A 15,050-nucleotide genomic window follows, 5' to 3' on the forward strand; every position below is an offset into this window, starting at 1 on the left:
GGCGGGCGGACGGGCGCCGGCGGCCCGACGCCGTTCGGGGGGCGTCGCTGGTTCCGCAGGGTGAGCATCCGTCACTTCATGTGTTCGTCATTCCGGCGCCGGGGAGGCTGGGCCCTGGTACCCAGCCGCCACGGAAAGGACGCACAGCACATGAGGAAGAACGCTTGGGCCGCACGAGGCATCTCCGCCGCTACGGGAGCACTGCTCCTCGGGGCCCTGATGGCCCCCTCCGCGGCTGCCGCCGGCGGTCCCGCGCCGGAGCCGGACCCCCACGCCAAGAAGAAGTGCGGTCCGGTGGCGCGCCACGTCGCCTCCGCCGCCCCGGACTTCGCCTTCGCCCAGGGAACGGTGTTCCGCCTGGCGACCGACCGGGACGGGCACGCCTTCCTCAACGACAGCCGCAACCAGGGCGTGTGGATCGACCTGAGGGCCGTCCCGCACGCGCCGAAGTGCGTCGTCGACGTCGCCGTCTCCGTCGAGGAGGCCAGCAACGGCCGGCTCACCCTCAGCCTGCTCAGCAGGACCGGCGTGATCTACGAGGCCCGCTGCACCACCAGCTCGACCCCCTTCAGCCCGACGAACCTGGCGGGCACCTGCGGGGTCGGCTTCCAGCCCCTCCAGGCCACGCCGGTGTAGCGCGCCCTCCCGACGCGCCGCAGGACACGACACGGCCGGCCGCCTCGAGGCGGCCGGCCGTGTCGTGCGCGGAGCCGGGTCAGGCCGCGGGGGCGGCGGTGATCTCGATGGTGACGATCAGCTCGGCCTTGTCGGCCGTGAGCAGCCGCAGGTGGTAGGTGCCCGCGGGAACGCCCTGGGTGAGCAGGTCGGGCAGGACGGCCGTGCCGTCGGTCCCGGTCGCGGGCAGCGCCGCCGTGAACAGCTTCTCCCCGGCCGCGGCGCCCTTGAAGTAGGGGCCCTTGGCGGTCTGCGGGTCCACGGGGGCCCAGACGCCGCCGGCCTTGTCGACGAGCGCGGCGGTGATCCGCGCGCCGGCCACCGGCTTCTCGCCGCGGGCGGCCCGGAACTCCAGGCCCTTGACCGCGGTGCCCGCCTGGACGCGCACCGGGGTGGCGGCGTCGGTGCGGGTGAGCCCGACGGGCTCCTCGGCCGGCTTGGCGGTGGTCCTGCCCTCCAGGGCCACGGTGAACTGGCTCTTGGCGTCGTAGGCGGTGGCCCGCAGGGTGAAGGTGCCCGCCTTCGGGCCGGCCTTGAGCCGCGGGGCGGCGGCGACGCCCTCGGCGTCCGTACGCACGACCACGCTCGCCTCGTCGCCGAAGACGAAGCCGGTGCCGCCGGTGGTGTCCTGCTCGACGGCGACGACGACGGCCTGGCCGACGGCGGGCTTGCCGTCGCTGAGCACCGCCCTGAAGCGGGCGCCGTCCGCGAAGACGCTGCCGGCCTCGGCCTCCAGCTTCGCGTCGCCGACCCGCTCCAGCTTGGCCAGGGTGGGCGCCGGGGTCGGCTTGGACGGCTCCGGCGTCGGCGTGGGCGTCGGCTTCGCCGGCTCCGGCGTCGGGGTGGGCTTCGGCTTCGGGGTCTGGTGGCCCGGGTCGGCCGGCTTCGTGGCGGGCGGCCGCGGCGCGGGGACGTGCGGGGTGGGGATGCTCGGCGTGGGCGGCGCCGGGTAGTTGCCGACGGGCGGGTTCGGGATGCCGGCGGTGCCGTCCTGCTGGTACTGGCGCATGTAGCCGAGCACGGAGTTCACGTACTCGCGCGACTGGTTGTAGCTGAGGACGGCCTTGTCGAGGTCGGCCGGGAGCGAGAGGTCCTTGCCGCCGGAGCAGAGGTAGAGCCCCGCGCCGAGCGCCGCGTCGTAGATGTTGTTCGCGTCGCGCTTGCCGTCGCCGTTGCCGTCGGCCTTCCAGGTGGCCCAGGTGGAGGGGATGAACTGGAGCGGGCCGAAGGCGCGGTCGAACTCGGTGTCGGCGTCGAACTCGCCCTTGTCGGTGTCCAGGATCCTCGCGTAGCCGTTGCCGTCCAGGCGCGGGCCGCGGATCGGCTTCTCGGTGGTGCCGTCGGTCTTGAGGCCGTAGCCGGACGCGTGCACCGACTCGACCCGGCCTATGCCGGCGACCAGCGCCCAGGAGAGTTTGCACGTGGGGAGGGCGGCGGCCACGGCCACCTCGGCGCGCTTGTAGGCGTCGAGGGCGGTCGCGGGTATGCCGGAGGCGCCCTCGGCGGTGGTGCCGCCCGTGCCGGCGGCGGGCGGCACCACCGGGTCCGCGAGCTGCCCGGGCAGGTCGAGGCGGGCGTCACCGCGGTCGGCGGCCTGCGGGCTGTCGGGCGTGGGCTCGGCCTCTCCGGCGCCGGCGACCGGGGTGTTGGTCACGACGGCGGCGGTCGTCAGGCTGGCCGCGAGCGCGGCGGTGCACAAGACCTTGCGCGAGGTGTTGACTACATGGCGGTGAAGCGGCTTCACGGTGCGGCGATCCCCCCAAGGCGGCCGTCAAAGGCGGGCGGCCGGTCGGGCCGCGATTCTTCTGTCTATCAGGTATTCCGATACGACTCACCAGCGCCCCCGGAGATATGACGCACCATTCGTCTCGACTTCACCCGCCTGTGGCCCAGGACGTCCAGCCCCGCTCCGGCGGCCCTCCGGCCCGGCCCGGACGGGGCCGGTGCCCTTGTCCGTAACACCCCGAAGGCCCGTGCCGTTACGGATCCCCGCCCTTTGTCCCGGATGTGAGGGCACGCGGCAGGGGGCGGCCAGCCGTCCCCGGGGGCCTCCGGCCGGCCGGAGGCGCGCCCGCGCCGCGAGCGGAACGGGGGTTGTCGCCGGGGCCTGATACGTTCGGGGCCGATCGAGCGCACTGGTGTTCGGCACCCCTCTTCCGCGCGCCCTTCCGTGAGAACACCCGGAAGCGGAAACGGAATCGGCCCCGGAACCGACACCGGGTCCGGGGCCGCCCGGGGGTCCCGCCCGTCGCCGCTCCCCGCCGTCGCCGATACCGAAGGCCCTTCCATGAGCACTCCGCCGCCGAACCCCTACTCCGGCGCCCCCGTTCCGCCGCAGCCGCACCCCGGCGCCCCGGCCGGGCAGAACCCGTACGGCCGGCCGCCGACGGGCGCGAACCCGTACGGGCAGCCGCCGGCGGCCCCGGACCCGTACGGGCAGCCGCCGGCGGGCGCGAACCCGTACGGGCAGAACCCTTACGGCCAGCCCGGCGCGGGGGCCCACCCCGCCCCCGGTCAGGGCCACCCCGCCCCCGGCCACCCGCAGTACGCGGCCCCCCACCCGCACGCCCAGGCGCCCGGCTGCCGCAACTGCGGGGCTCCGGAGACGGCGAACTTCGCGGTGCGCGCCCACGTCGGCGTGCTGATCCTGATGCGCTTCCACACCCTCAACGGGCCCTTCTGCCGCCGGTGCGCCCGCTCGCTGATCCGGACCATGACCACCAAGACCCTGTGCCAGGGCTGGTGGAGCCCCTTCTCACTGGTGATCTTCACGCCCTTCACCCTGCTGTGGAACCTGTTCGCCTCGATGAAGTACGCCAAGCTCCCGCAGCCGACCCCCGCGCCGGGCCGGCAGCCGCTGGAGGAGGGTCCGCCGGTGCACGCGCGGCCGCTCGCCTACGTGGCGGTCATCCCGCTGCTCTGGGCCACCTGGGTCGCCGTGAACATCTTCCTGGACGTCACGGGCCGCCGCTGAGCCCCGCCGGGCGCCCCGGCCCCGCGCCCCTTCACACCGGGAGCCCGCACCCCTACTCTGACGGTCCGTCAGATCCATGGGTGCGACCGCCGGGGAGCGCGTGATGCTGCTGCGAGGGAAGACCGTCGTCGTCTCCGGGGTGGGGGCCGGGCTCGGCCACCAGGTGGCCGCCGCCGTGGTCCGCGACGGCGGCAACGCCGTCCTCGGGGCGCGCACCGAGGCCCATCTGGCCAAGTCCGCCGCCGAGATCGACCCCGGCGGCGCCCGCACCGCCCACCTGTCCACCGACATCCGCGACGAGCGGCGGTGCGAGGCCCTCGCCGCGCTCGCCCTCGAACGCTTCGGCGGGATCGACGCCGTCGTGCACGTCGCGGCCTGGGACTCGTACTTCGGCGGCCTGGAGGACGCCGACTTCGGGACCTGGCAGCAGGTCATCGACGTGAACCTGCTGGGCACCCTGCGCATGACCCGGGCCTGCCTGCCCGCCCTCAAGGCGGGCGGCGGCTCCGTGGTCCTGATCGGCACCCAGTCCGCCGTCGCCGCGCCCACCGAGGTCCGCCAGGCCGCCTACGCCGCCTCGAAGGGCGCGCTGACCTCCGCCATGTACTCACTGGCACGGGAGCTCGGCCCGCACCGGATCCGCGTCAACACCGTCCTGCCCGGCTGGATGTGGGGTCCGCCCGTCCAGGCCTTCGTCACCTTCACCGCCCGCGCCGAGGGCGTCCCCGAGGCCGAGGTGCACCGGCGCCTGACCGGCCGGACGGCCCTGCCCGACCTCGCCACCGACGGCGACGTCGCCGACGCCGCCGTCTTCCTCGCCTCCGACCGGGCGCGGGCGATAACCGGCCAGTCCCTGCTGGTCAACGCCGGTGAGCTGATGCGATGACGCCCTCCACCGGTGTCCGGGCGGATCGTATGCTCGGCCCATGACCACTCCGAGTGACGCCCCGACCGACAACGCGATGCGCCGTGCGCTGCGGCGGGCCCGCGACGGCGTCGCGCTCGACGCGACCGAGGCGGCCGTGCTCCTCCAGGCGCGCGGCCCGGCCCTGGAGGACCTGGCGGCCTCCGCCGCCCGGGTCCGCGACGCGGGCCTGGCGGCCGCCGGCCGGCCGGGCGTGATCACGTACTCGAAGAGCGTGTTCATCCCCCTCACCCGCCTGTGCCGCGACAAGTGCCACTACTGCACCTTCGCCACCGTCCCCGGCAAGCTGCGCCGCGCGGGCCACGGGATGTTCATGTCCCCGGACGAGGTCCTCGACATCGCCCGCCGCGGCGCCGCGCTCGGCTGCAAGGAAGCGCTCATCACCCTCGGCGACAAGCCCGAGGACCGCTGGCCCGAGGCGCGCGAGTGGCTGGAGGCCCACGGCTACGACGACACGATCTCCTACGTGCGGGCCGTCTCCATCCGCGTCCTGGAGGAGACCGGGCTGCTGCCCCACCTCAACCCCGGCGTGATGTCGTGGTCGGACTTCCAGCGCCTCAAGCCCGTCGCCCCCTCCATGGGGATGATGCTGGAGACCACCGCCACCCGGCTGTGGTCCGAGCCCGGCGGCCCGCACCACGGTTCCCCCGACAAGGAGCCGGCGGTCCGGCTGCGGGTCCTGGAGGACGCCGGACGTTCCTCGGTCCCCTTCACCTCCGGGCTGCTGATCGGCATCGGGGAGACGTACGAGGAGCGCGCCGACTCGCTCTTCGCGCTGCGCCGGATCTCCCGGGCCTACCACGGCATCCAGGAGCTGATCATCCAGAACTTCCGCGCCAAGCCGGACACGGCCATGCGCGGCATGCCGGACGCCGAACTGGACGACCTCGTCGCCACGATCGCCGTCGCCCGGCACATCATGGGCCCCTCGGCCTGCCTCCAGGCCCCGCCCAACCTGGTCGACGGGGAGTACGCGCGGCTGATCGGGGCCGGCATCGACGACTGGGGCGGGGTCTCCCCGCTCACCCCGGACCACGTCAACCCCGAGCGGCCGTGGCCCCAGATCGACCTGCTGGCCCGGCGGTCGGCGGAGGCCGGCTTCGAGCTCCGCGAACGGCTCTGCGCCTACCCCGAGTTCGTGCGCCGCGGCGAGCCCTGGCTGGACCCCCGCCTGCTGCCGCACGTACGGGCCCTCGCGGACCCGGAGACCGGGCTCGCCGATCCCGACGCGGTCGTCGAGGGGCGCCCGTGGCAGGAGCCCGACGACTCCTTCACCGCCTACGGGCGCACCGACCTGCACACCGCCGTCGACACCGAGGGCCGCACCGGCGACCGCCGCGCGGACTTCGACGAGGTCTACGGCGACTGGGAGGCCCTGCGCGAGGCCGCCGCGCCCGGCATGGTGCCCGAGCGCATCGACACCGACGTACGGGCCGCCCTCGCGCGCGCCGCCGACGACCCGGAGCGGCTCACCGACGACCAGGCCCTGGCCCTGCTGCACGCGGACGGCCCGGCGCTGGACGCGCTGTGCCGGATCGCGGACGACCTGCGCCGGTCGGTGGTGGGCGAGGACGTCACGTACGTCGTCACGCGGAACATCAACTTCACCAACGTCTGCTACACCGGCTGCCGCTTCTGCGCCTTCGCGCAGCGGCGTACGGACGCCGACGCCTACACCCTGTCCCTGGAGCAGGTCGCCGACCGGGCGGCCCAGGCCTGGGACGTCGGCGCGGTCGAGGTGTGCATGCAGGGCGGGATCCACCCGGACCTGCCGGGGACGGCGTACTTCGACATCGCGCGGGCCGTGAAGCAGCGGGTCCCGGGGATGCACGTGCACGCCTTCTCCCCGATGGAGGTCGTCAACGGCGCCACCCGCACGGGGATGTCCGTCCGGGACTGGCTGACGGCCGCCAAGGAGGCCGGACTGGACTCCATCCCGGGCACGGCGGCGGAGATCCTGGACGACGAGGTCCGCTGGGTGCTCACCAAGGGCAAGCTGCCGACGGCGGACTGGATCGACGTCGTCACGACCGCGCACGAGCTGGGCATCCGCTCCTCCTCCACCATGATGTACGGACACGTGGACCAGCCCCGGCACTGGCTCGGCCACTTCCGCACCCTGTCCCGCATCCAGCAGCGGACCGGCGGGTTCACCGAGTTCGTGACGCTCCCCTTCATCCACACCAACGCCCCCGTCTACCTGGCGGGCATCGCCCGGCCGGGGCCGACGGTCCGCGACAACCGGGCGGTCACGGCGATGGCGCGGCTGCTGCTGCACCCGCACATCCCCAACATCCAGACGAGCTGGGTGAAGCTGGGCACGGAGGGCGCGGCCGAGATGCTCCGCTCCGGCGCCAACGACCTGGGGGGGACCCTGATGGAGGAGACCATCTCCCGGATGGCGGGATCCAGCTACGGGTCGTACAAGTCGGTACGGGACCTGGTCGCGGTCGCGGAGGCGGCGGGCCGCCCCGCGAAGGCCCGTACGACCCTGTACGGGGAGGTCCCGGCGGAGCGCCAGGACGCGGCCCGCGCCTCGGACGGCCACCTGCCGGAGCTGCTGCCGGTGCTGGACTGAGCGGACGGCGGGGCCGGGGTGGCGGGACGGACGGCGGGACGGACGGCGGGGGGTGCGGCCGGGCAGTCGCGTGGCCGGATCCGTTCGCGTTCCGGCCGTTCTCCGGTCAGTTACGGGCGACGCGACCGAGTGCTTCCGAACGTGACCGAAGCTGTCCACTACAGTGCGCGTCCTGAGCCTGGGGGGACGGCATGGACACGACGATGAGCACGGTCGACGACGCGGTGAACGGCACGGCGGCGGACCCGGCGGGGAACACGACGGGCACGACCACGGGCACGGCCCTGCCGGGGACGGCCCCCGCCGGGGCCGCCGCCACCGCCCTGTGGGGCCGCGCCGAACAGCAGGACTTCCGCAGCCGGGTGCGCGGGACCCTCCTCGGCTCCGCCGTCGCGGACGCCCTCGGCGCACCCGTCGCCGGCCTCACCCTCGACGCCATCCGCCGGGCCCACGGCCCGGCCGGACTGTCCGCACCGGCCGCACCGGCCCCGGGCCGCCGCGGCGCCGTCACCGCCGCCACGCAGCTGGCCATGTTCACCGTCGACGGCCTGATACGGGCCCACGTGCGCCGCGACTCCGGCGGCTGGCACCCGCCGACCGACGTCCACCGCGCCTACCGCCGCTGGGCCGCGACCCAGCACGACTGGGGCCCCGACGAGCGGCGCGAGGACAACGGCTGGCTCGCCAACGAGGAGTGGCTCTACGCCCGGCGCGCCCCCGGGCGCGCCTGCCTGACCGGCTTCGCCGACGACACCCTCGCCACCCTGGACCAGCCGAAGAACCCGGACGCCCGGGACGCCGCCGCCGCCGTCCGCTCGGCCCCCTTCGGGCTGCTGGTCGGCTGGGAGCCCGCCCTCGTGCTCCAGCTCACCGTCGAGTGCGCCGTCCAGAGCCACGGCCACCCCGCCGCGTACCTGTCGGCGGGAGCCTTCGCCGTGACCGTCCACGGCCTCACCCGGGGCGAGCCCCTGGACGCCGCCGTCCGGCGCGCCCTCGGCCTGCTCGCCGCCCGCCCCGGCCACGAACCCGTCACCGAAGCCCTCCTGCGCGCCCTCGCCGCCGTCACCCGGGGCGCGCCCGGCCCCGACTCCGTCGAGTCCCTGTTCCCGGCCGGCGGCGACGGCCGCGCCGCCGAGGACGCCCTCGCCGCCGCCGTCTACTGCGCCCTGGTCGCCGAGGACGTCCCGCACGGCCTGCGCCTGGCCGTCAACCACGGCGGGGACTCCGCCGCCGCCGGCGCCCTGTGCGGGGCCCTGCTCGGCGCCCTGCACGGCGAGACGGCCCTCCCGGCGGCCTGGCTGGCCGAACTGGAGGGCCGGGCGACGCTCCTGGAGCTGGCCGACGACTTCGCCCTGGAGATGACCCAGGGCGCCGCCCTGCACGGCCCCGCGGGCTCCTCCCCGGGCTGGCTGGCCCGCTACCCCCGCGGCTGACTCCCGGGCCCCGGCGCCCGGGCCGGCTCCCCGGGGCGGCCGCCGGTCAGGCGTGCGGCCGCCTCGGGTGCACCCACAGCGCCCGCCCCACGGCGCACAGTTCGCCCCCGGCGGTGGCCAGCGCCGTGCCCACCGTGTACTTGCGGCCCTCCCCGCCCAGCAGCCACGCGTACGAGACCAGCCCCCCGGCCGCCGGCACCGGGCGCAGCAGCCGCCCGGTCAGGGACGCCGTCACCGCCCCGGCCGGGCCCCCGCCCGCGCCCAGCAGCCGGCCCGCCGCGTTGCCGGGGCAGTCCAGCGCGGCCCGGGCCAGCTCGGGCGGCAACAGCCCGTCGTCGTCGAGGAGTCCGGCGTCCGGTGTCCAGGCCGTGGCCACGAGGTCCCGACCCGGCACCCGCCCGCAGTGCAGCCGCAGTCCCGTCGCCGGGGTCCGGTCCAGCCCGCAGCCGAAGCAGTCGACCTGCCCGTCCGGCGGATCCGCCCGGTAGGCGTCCGCGGCCTTCGAGGCCTCCGCCCAGGACGGCGGCTCGGGCACCTCCCCGTCCGGCGCGGCCGCCGCCGACGCCGCCGCGAGCAGCACCCCGCCCGCGTCGAACAGGGCGGCCCCGCCGTCCTCGGCGTGCGGGTCCAGCCGGACCGCCGTCCCGGTCGGCACGGGCCGCCGGAAGTCCACCCGTACCGCCGCCGGCCGCCCGGCGACGCGCTCCGCCAGCAGCCCGGCCACGTACCCGCCGAAGGCCACCCCGGGGTAGCCGTGCAACGCCTCCGGAACCGTGATCGTCTCCATCGAGTCCATGGCGCCCACCTCATCACACGCGGCGCGCGGGCCCGCCCCGCGCCCTGCCCTCCGCGCGGGGAAGCCCGTAACGTGGCCACCCGACGTCTCGGAGGTGCCCACACCCATGCGGATCGCCACGACCATCTTCCTCACCGACCGCACCGTCTCCCCCACCCGCCTCGCCCGCGCCCTGGAGCAGCGCGGCTTCTCCGGCCTCTACCTCCCCGAGCACACCCACATCCCCGTCAGCCGGGACACCGACGCCCCGATGGGCGGTGAACTCCCCGACCACTACGGCCGCACCCTCGACCCCTTCGTCGCCCTCGGCCAGGCCGCCGCCGTCACCGAACGCCTCCACCTCGGCACCGGCATCACCCTCGTCGCCCAGCACGACCCCATCGGCCTCGCCAAGCAGGTCGCGACCGTGGACCACCTCAGCGGCGGCCGGCTCACCCTCGGCATCGGATACGGCTGGAACGTCGAGGAGGCCGCCGACCACGGCGTCGACTGGCGCACCCGGCGCGAACGCGTCCGGGACCACATGGCGCTGATGCGCGCCCTGTGGTCGCCGGAGCCGACCGCGTACGAGGGCCCGTACGCCTCCGTCCGCGCCAGCTCCGCGTACCCCAAACCGGTCCAGGCGCCGCGCGAACTCGCACCCGGACAACCGCTGTACGGACCGCGCACCCTGATCGGCGGAGCGGCCGGCCCGAAGCTCTTCGCCGCGATCGCCGGCCACGCCGACGGCTGGCTCCCCATCGGCGGACGCGGGCTGACCGAGTCACTGCCGGCGCTACGACGGGCCTGGGAGGACGCCGGGCGCGACCCCAAGACCCTCCAGGTGGTCCCGTACGCCGTCCGGCCGACGCCGGGCAAGCTCGGGCACTACGCCGACCTGGGCGTCGAGGAGGTCGTCCTCCAGCTCCCCTCGGCACGGGAGGCGGAAGTCCTGCGCGCCCTGGACGGGTTCGCCCAGTACCTCTGACCGGAGCCGCGCGGAACCGGACCACCCCGCCCCGGCGTGTCCGTAGGTACCGCCGCCTGCCCGGACGGCTGGTAACTTGGCCCGTCTTTTCGTTCGACTCGCCCCTGGGGGACCACCCGTGCACAGCAACCTGCGTATCTCCGTCGCCGCCGCAGCCGGAGTCGCGGCCCTGCTCACCCTGACCGCCTGCGGCAGCGACAGCAAGCCCGCCGACGACAAGAAGCCGGGCTCCGCCGCCTCCGCCCCGACCCCGGCCGCCCCGGCGGCCACGCCCTCGGCGGGCGGCGGCTCGGCCGCGGGCGCGGGCACCCTGGACGGCGGCTGGATCGCCATGGCGACCCCGGGCAAGGGCGTGGTGCTCACCGTCAAGGGCCAGAAGGCGTTCGTGGTCGAGGCCGCCACCGGCCTGACCTGCGAGGGCACCACCAACGGCGCCACCCTGGACCTGAAGTGCCCGGCCGGCGCGACCCGCTCGAAGGGCAAGGTCGACTCGGTCGACGCCACCACTCTGAAGGTCACCTGGGAAGGCGCGGGCCAGGACACCTTCCAGAAGAGCGAGCCGGGCAAGCTCCCCTCCCTCCCCGCCCTGCCGAAGTCGTAGCCCGCGGTACGCACGGGCCGGTCCGCCTCCCCCACCGGGAGGCGGACCGGTCACGCGTCGGCACCCGCGGCTACGGCTACGGCTACGGCTACGGGAGCAGCTCCGGCATCCCCTCCACCAGCACCACGACCGCGACCACCCGGCCGTCCGCGCAGCGGCCCACCCAGACCGGGTAGGAACCGTCCCCGCACGTCGCGAAGGCCATGAGCTCGCCGCCGGTGGCCGTGTCCCACGTGCGCTGCATGAACATGGAGCCGTCGTCGAGGTCCTCGTACCCGTCGACGTCCGGCTCCCCCTTGATCAGCCCCCGCTCGTACAGCGCGACGAGCGCCCCGAAGGCACCGGCGTCGGCGAAGCACCCCGTGGCGCCGTCGGTGTCGAAGCCGGCTATCTGCCCCTCGATGAAGAGCCGGAGGTCGTCGTCCGCCCCGAGGGCCATCTCCCAGGACGCGGCGGGGCTCTCGCCGACGCGCACCCGCACGGCCGTGGGGTCCGTGGTCGTCACCTCCTGGTTCCGCCACTCGCAGTGGTAGGCGTAGCGGACCCGCGCCTCCTCGAGTACGTACTCCCCGGGCGGCACGGGGACGGTGATCGCGGGACCCTCGTCGCGGACGTCCGGGCCGGACACGGCCAGCAGCCCGCTGGGTACGCGCAGGGTGCCGACGCGGCGCGGCTCCACCACGGTCTGCTCGGGGTGGTATCCGTCGGTCACCCGCACCCCGGGCCGGAACAGCTCACCGATCGGCCCCGGCAGTGCCGGCCGCGGCGGCCGCCAGCAGGTGGCGGGCACGTCACCGTGGCCGCCCTCGCCCGTCGGCTCGACCACCTCGAACACCGGCGGCTCCGTGATCCCGTGGGCCCCGGCCGAGAGCAGCGGCCACTCCCCGAAGGCGGGCCGGTCCATCCAGCGCTCGTCCTCCCGGAGCCCCGGCGAGGTGCAGTACGACCCCCCGGCATCGCCCCGCGACTCCACGGTCCGCCGCCCCCGCCCGTCGGGGAGGAGGTCCACGGTGACGCGCGGGCACTCCCGGTCGAACTCGGCCATCTCCGGCCCGGTGTACTCCCAGGCGACGGAGTACCGGCGCAGCAGCCGCGCCGGGTCGTCCAGCAGCCGCAGGTCCAGGTCGTGGGTGCGGCGGCCCTGGGCGTCGTACACCCACAGCCCGACGTAGTGGTCCCGCCAGGAGACGAGCCGGACCTCCAGCGGAGCCGCCCGGCCCGGCTCCCGGTACACCACCACGTACGGGAGCCCGGCGGCATCCCGCTCCCGGGCCTCCCCGGCGGACACCGGCCACCAGGGCGCGCGGGCCTCCCGGTCCCACGCCCGCGCGTATGCCACCTCTACCACCATCGCCGCTCCTCGTCCGTGCACCTCGGCTCACTGCCGAGCCGCAAAGTAGCCGCCGCCGGTGACAACGGGCCCTACGGGGCCGGGCGGCGGGCCAGCTCCGCCCAGACGGTCTTGCCGATGATCCGGTCCGTCACCCCCCAGTCGCTCGCGAGGGCGTCCACGATGCGCAGCCCGTACCCCGACTCCGCCTGACCCGCCTGCGGCCGCACGGCGGGACGCCGCTCCCGCCGGGGGTCGGACACCTCCAGGCGCAGGACGCCCTCCAGGAGGGTCATGCGCAGCTCGAAGTCCCGCCCGATGACGCGGCCGTGGGTGACGGCGTTGGAGGCGAGCTCCGCGACGAGCAGCCCGGCGTCGGCGGAGAGCGCCGTGCCCTCGGGGACCCCCCAGTCGTGCAGCGAGACGAGGGCGAGCTGCCGTGCGAGGCGGGCGCCCCGGGGGGTGCAGCTGAAACGCTGAGTGAACATGCGTACGACGGCCCGGGGGTGGCCGGAGGGTGCGGTCATGGGGAGGAACGTCCCGTGTGAGCGGGGGAGTTCCCAGCACGGTCACTACTACTCTTCAGCTGTAGCAGTCCACGCTCTGGACAGGGGCAGTCACCGACCGTGAGCATGATGAGTCGGGAGGTGACCGTGATGACAGCTGGCGAGGGCGGCGACGGTGACAACCAGGTGGAACCGGATGCCGATCTACGGAACTTCGGCGAGATGCTCAAAGCGTTCCGCAAGCGGGCCGACCTGACCCAGGAGCAGTTCGCGCCGCTGGTCGGCTATTCGGTGCAGTACGTGGCGTCCGTGGACCAGGGTCGCCGACACCCGTCCGCGAAATTCGTGAACAAGGCGGATGAGGTGCTGGACGCCTTCGGGGTCATCCAGATCGCGGCAAAGCAACTGGCACGGAGGCGTGGGCTGGCCTCGTGGTTCAGGCGCTGGGCCGAACTGGAGGAGACGGCGGTCGCGCTCAATACGTACGAGTGCAGGTCGATACCGGGCCTGTTGCAAACCGAGGCCTACGCGCGGGCACAGATCGAGAACGTCCCGCCCAGGCCCACGGCGCAGGAGGCGGAAGACCGGATCACTCTGCGCCTGGACCGGCAGAAGGTGCTGACGCGGACCCCGTACACCACCTTCAGCTTCATCATCGAGCAGACGGTCGTCGAGCGGCAGACGGGCGGCTCGGAGGTGACACGCGAGCTGATCGACCATCTTCTGTACTGCGCGCAGCTGCCCAACGTGGACATCCAGCTCATGCCGACGGTCAGCCCGGAGCACGCGGGTACCGACGGCCCCTTCTGCCTCCTCGAATCCGAGGAGCACCAGTGGTGGGGCTATAGCGAGGGCCAGAAGGCGGGGCAGGTCATCTCCGACCCGAAAGCCGTAAGCGACTTCCACCAGCAGTATGCGAAGCTTCGCATCCAGGCCCTCAATCCTGCCGACAGCGCGGGCCTGTTGATGCGATTGCGAGGATCCCTGTGAACAGCTCCCAGCTCCAGTGGTTCAAGAGCAGCTACAGCAGCAGCCAGGGGGACAACTGCGTCGAGGTCGCCCTCTCCTGGCACAAGTCGACCCACAGCGGCAGCCAGGGCGACAGCTGTGTCGAGGTCGCCGCTTGCGCCGACACCGTCCACGTCCGGGATTCGAAGCTCGCCGCGAGCCCGGAGCTGGCGGTCAGCCCCGCCAGCTGGACCGCGTTCCTCGGCGGGGTCACCGCCTAGGATCCGGCCCGCGCCCGGGCGGCCACCGGTCCCGACGCCCTTCTCGACGCCGGGACCAGGGGGACATGCCCGAGTGGGCGAGTCAGCCCGCGAAGTCCTGCGTGATGTAGACGGTGCCGTCAGCGGCTTGGGCTATGCCGACTCCCACCAGCTTGTAGTGGACGGTGGGCGGGGGGTCGAAGCGCGCGATGTCGCCGTTGGAGTACGGGTTCTTCGGGTCATCCGGGTCGCAGCCCATGATGTTGTACTTGTGGCCCCACTTGGACGCCTCGTCGTGGTTCATCCAGTCGTCCATCGCCTTGTCGAAGGTGTCTCCCTTGCCCCAGTGGACGTTCTCCCCCTGGGCCCGGGCAGCCGCTGCGCCCAGGTCCCTGTGGATGCGCCCGGTGGTCGCGCCGCCGTTCGTGTCCCAGGCCAGCGAGCCGTCGCTGCCCACGTGGCCGCGGTTCTCGGTGCCCGCGGCCGTGAGGTTCGGGTGGCCGGCCAGGTCCCTGCTGTGGGCGCGCGCGGTCTCCGTGAGCTTCGGGTCGGCCTTCAGCGGGGCGCACCCGAACTTCTGACGCTCACGGTTGATCAGGTCGAGGAACCGCTGCTCCTCCGAAGGTGCCGGCGGGTTCGGCGGGTTCGGCGGATTCGGTGGGTTCGGCTGGGGCGGGGTGCTTCCGCCGGGCACGGCGGCACTGTTCGGCGGTGCGATGTTGAACTGGCCGTGAGTCGACCAGGCACCGTTGGCACCGCTGTCCCACCAGTGGGACCGGACCGTCCCGTCGGGGCCCGTCCAGAAGACGTCCAGGTGACCGTCCCGCTGCGAGACCGAGGAGATACCCGCCTTCAGGGCCGCGCTGTTCGGCGGTGCGATGTTGAACTGGCCGTGAGTCGACCAGGCACCCTTCGCACCGCTGTCCCACCAGTGAGACCGGACCGTCCCATCGGGACCGACCCAGAAGACGTCCAGGTGACCGTCCCGCTGCGAGACCGAGGAGATACCCGCCTTCAGGGCCGCGCTGTTCGGCGGTGCGATGTTGAACTGGCCGTG

The 15,050-nt window shown here is 74.4% G+C and carries 14 protein-coding genes; 9 read left to right on the top strand and 5 right to left on the bottom strand.

Annotated features, from left to right (window positions below):
- Positions 1-150: 150 nt before the first annotated feature.
- Positions 151-636: a hypothetical protein gene (locus ACZ514_RS18065; protein ID WP_468172577.1), complete on the top strand. Its 486-nt coding sequence runs from the start codon at positions 151-153 to the stop codon at positions 634-636.
- A gap of 79 nt (positions 637-715) precedes the next feature.
- On the opposite strand, the gene ACZ514_RS18070 is transcribed toward ACZ514_RS18065, so the two are convergent.
- On the bottom strand, positions 716-2,419 hold the full coding sequence (locus tag ACZ514_RS18070; RefSeq protein WP_469125123.1) for a lytic transglycosylase domain-containing protein: 1,704 nt from the start codon (positions 2,417-2,419) through the stop codon (positions 716-718).
- Between the two features lie 543 nt (positions 2,420-2,962).
- Between ACZ514_RS18070 and ACZ514_RS18075 the strand changes: the two genes are divergently transcribed.
- The 4 genes from ACZ514_RS18075 to ACZ514_RS18090 all read left to right on the top strand — a co-directional run bounded on the left by ACZ514_RS18075 (position 2,963) and on the right by ACZ514_RS18090 (position 8,585).
- Entirely contained in the window at positions 2,963-3,649 is a 687-nt protein-coding gene (locus tag ACZ514_RS18075; RefSeq protein WP_469125124.1) for an LppU/SCO3897 family protein, read from the top strand.
- 103 nt (positions 3,650-3,752) lie between these two features.
- Positions 3,753-4,535: an SDR family oxidoreductase gene (locus tag ACZ514_RS18080; protein WP_468172568.1), complete on the top strand. Its 783-nt coding sequence runs from the start codon at positions 3,753-3,755 to the stop codon at positions 4,533-4,535.
- 40 nt (positions 4,536-4,575) lie between these two features.
- A complete protein-coding gene (locus tag ACZ514_RS18085; RefSeq protein WP_468172565.1) occupies positions 4,576-7,152 on the top strand; it encodes a bifunctional FO biosynthesis protein CofGH in 2,577 nt (858 codons plus the stop codon).
- Between the two features lie 284 nt (positions 7,153-7,436).
- A complete protein-coding gene (locus tag ACZ514_RS18090) occupies positions 7,437-8,585 on the top strand; it encodes an ADP-ribosylglycohydrolase family protein (RefSeq protein WP_469125218.1) in 1,149 nt (382 codons plus the stop codon).
- 46 nt (positions 8,586-8,631) lie between these two features.
- Here the strand turns inward: ACZ514_RS18090 and ACZ514_RS18095 are convergent, their stop codons facing one another.
- Complete coding sequence (locus ACZ514_RS18095) at positions 8,632-9,381, bottom strand: hypothetical protein (protein ID WP_469125125.1); 750 nt, start codon at positions 9,379-9,381, stop codon at positions 8,632-8,634.
- 106 nt (positions 9,382-9,487) lie between these two features.
- On the opposite strand from ACZ514_RS18095, the gene ACZ514_RS18100 reads away from it, so the two are divergent.
- Complete coding sequence (locus tag ACZ514_RS18100) at positions 9,488-10,348, top strand: LLM class F420-dependent oxidoreductase (protein WP_469125126.1); 861 nt, start codon at positions 9,488-9,490, stop codon at positions 10,346-10,348.
- 118 nt (positions 10,349-10,466) lie between these two features.
- Positions 10,467-10,949, top strand: a complete 483-nt coding sequence (locus ACZ514_RS18105) for a hypothetical protein (RefSeq protein WP_468172555.1) — start codon at positions 10,467-10,469, stop codon at positions 10,947-10,949.
- Between the two features lie 88 nt (positions 10,950-11,037).
- On the opposite strand, the gene ACZ514_RS18110 is transcribed toward ACZ514_RS18105, so the two are convergent.
- Together ACZ514_RS18110 and ACZ514_RS18115 are read right to left on the bottom strand one after the other, a co-directional pair.
- Positions 11,038-12,300, bottom strand: a complete 1,263-nt coding sequence (locus ACZ514_RS18110) for a DUF4241 domain-containing protein (RefSeq protein ID WP_468172552.1) — start codon at positions 12,298-12,300, stop codon at positions 11,038-11,040.
- A 71-nt stretch (positions 12,301-12,371) separates the two neighbouring features.
- Positions 12,372-12,806, bottom strand: a complete 435-nt coding sequence (locus tag ACZ514_RS18115; RefSeq protein ID WP_468172549.1) for an ATP-binding protein — start codon at positions 12,804-12,806, stop codon at positions 12,372-12,374.
- A 105-nt stretch (positions 12,807-12,911) separates the two neighbouring features.
- On the opposite strand from ACZ514_RS18115, the gene ACZ514_RS18120 reads away from it, so the two are divergent.
- Complete coding sequence (locus tag ACZ514_RS18120; protein ID WP_469125219.1) at positions 12,912-13,775, top strand: helix-turn-helix domain-containing protein; 864 nt, start codon at positions 12,912-12,914, stop codon at positions 13,773-13,775.
- A complete protein-coding gene (locus ACZ514_RS18125; protein ID WP_469125127.1) occupies positions 13,772-14,014 on the top strand; it encodes a DUF397 domain-containing protein in 243 nt (80 codons plus the stop codon). The genes ACZ514_RS18120 and ACZ514_RS18125 overlap by 4 nt, the downstream gene beginning before the upstream one ends.
- A gap of 82 nt (positions 14,015-14,096) precedes the next feature.
- Here the strand turns inward: ACZ514_RS18125 and ACZ514_RS18130 are convergent.
- Positions 14,097-15,050: CAP domain-containing protein (locus ACZ514_RS18130; RefSeq protein WP_469125128.1), on the bottom strand; the 954-nt coding region annotated here is incomplete at its 5' end.

This window comes from Streptomyces sp. NPDC034086, assembly GCF_055575515.1.

Coding starts and splice junctions, on each gene's coding strand:
- ACZ514_RS18120 (WP_469125219.1), top strand. CDS start 12,912: ATGATGAGTCGGGAGGTGACCGTGATGACAGCTGGCGAGGGCGGCGAC.
- ACZ514_RS18075 (WP_469125124.1), top strand. CDS start 2,963: ATGAGCACTCCGCCGCCGAACCCCTACTCCGGCGCCCCCGTTCCGCCG.
- ACZ514_RS18110 (WP_468172552.1), bottom strand. CDS start 12,300: ATGGTGGTAGAGGTGGCATACGCGCGGGCGTGGGACCGGGAGGCCCGC.
- ACZ514_RS18100 (WP_469125126.1), top strand. CDS start 9,488: ATGCGGATCGCCACGACCATCTTCCTCACCGACCGCACCGTCTCCCCC.
- ACZ514_RS18085 (WP_468172565.1), top strand. CDS start 4,576: ATGACCACTCCGAGTGACGCCCCGACCGACAACGCGATGCGCCGTGCG.
- ACZ514_RS18065 (WP_468172577.1), top strand. CDS start 151: ATGAGGAAGAACGCTTGGGCCGCACGAGGCATCTCCGCCGCTACGGGA.
- ACZ514_RS18080 (WP_468172568.1), top strand. CDS start 3,753: ATGCTGCTGCGAGGGAAGACCGTCGTCGTCTCCGGGGTGGGGGCCGGG.
- ACZ514_RS18095 (WP_469125125.1), bottom strand. CDS start 9,381: ATGGACTCGATGGAGACGATCACGGTTCCGGAGGCGTTGCACGGCTAC.
- ACZ514_RS18115 (WP_468172549.1), bottom strand. CDS start 12,806: ATGACCGCACCCTCCGGCCACCCCCGGGCCGTCGTACGCATGTTCACT.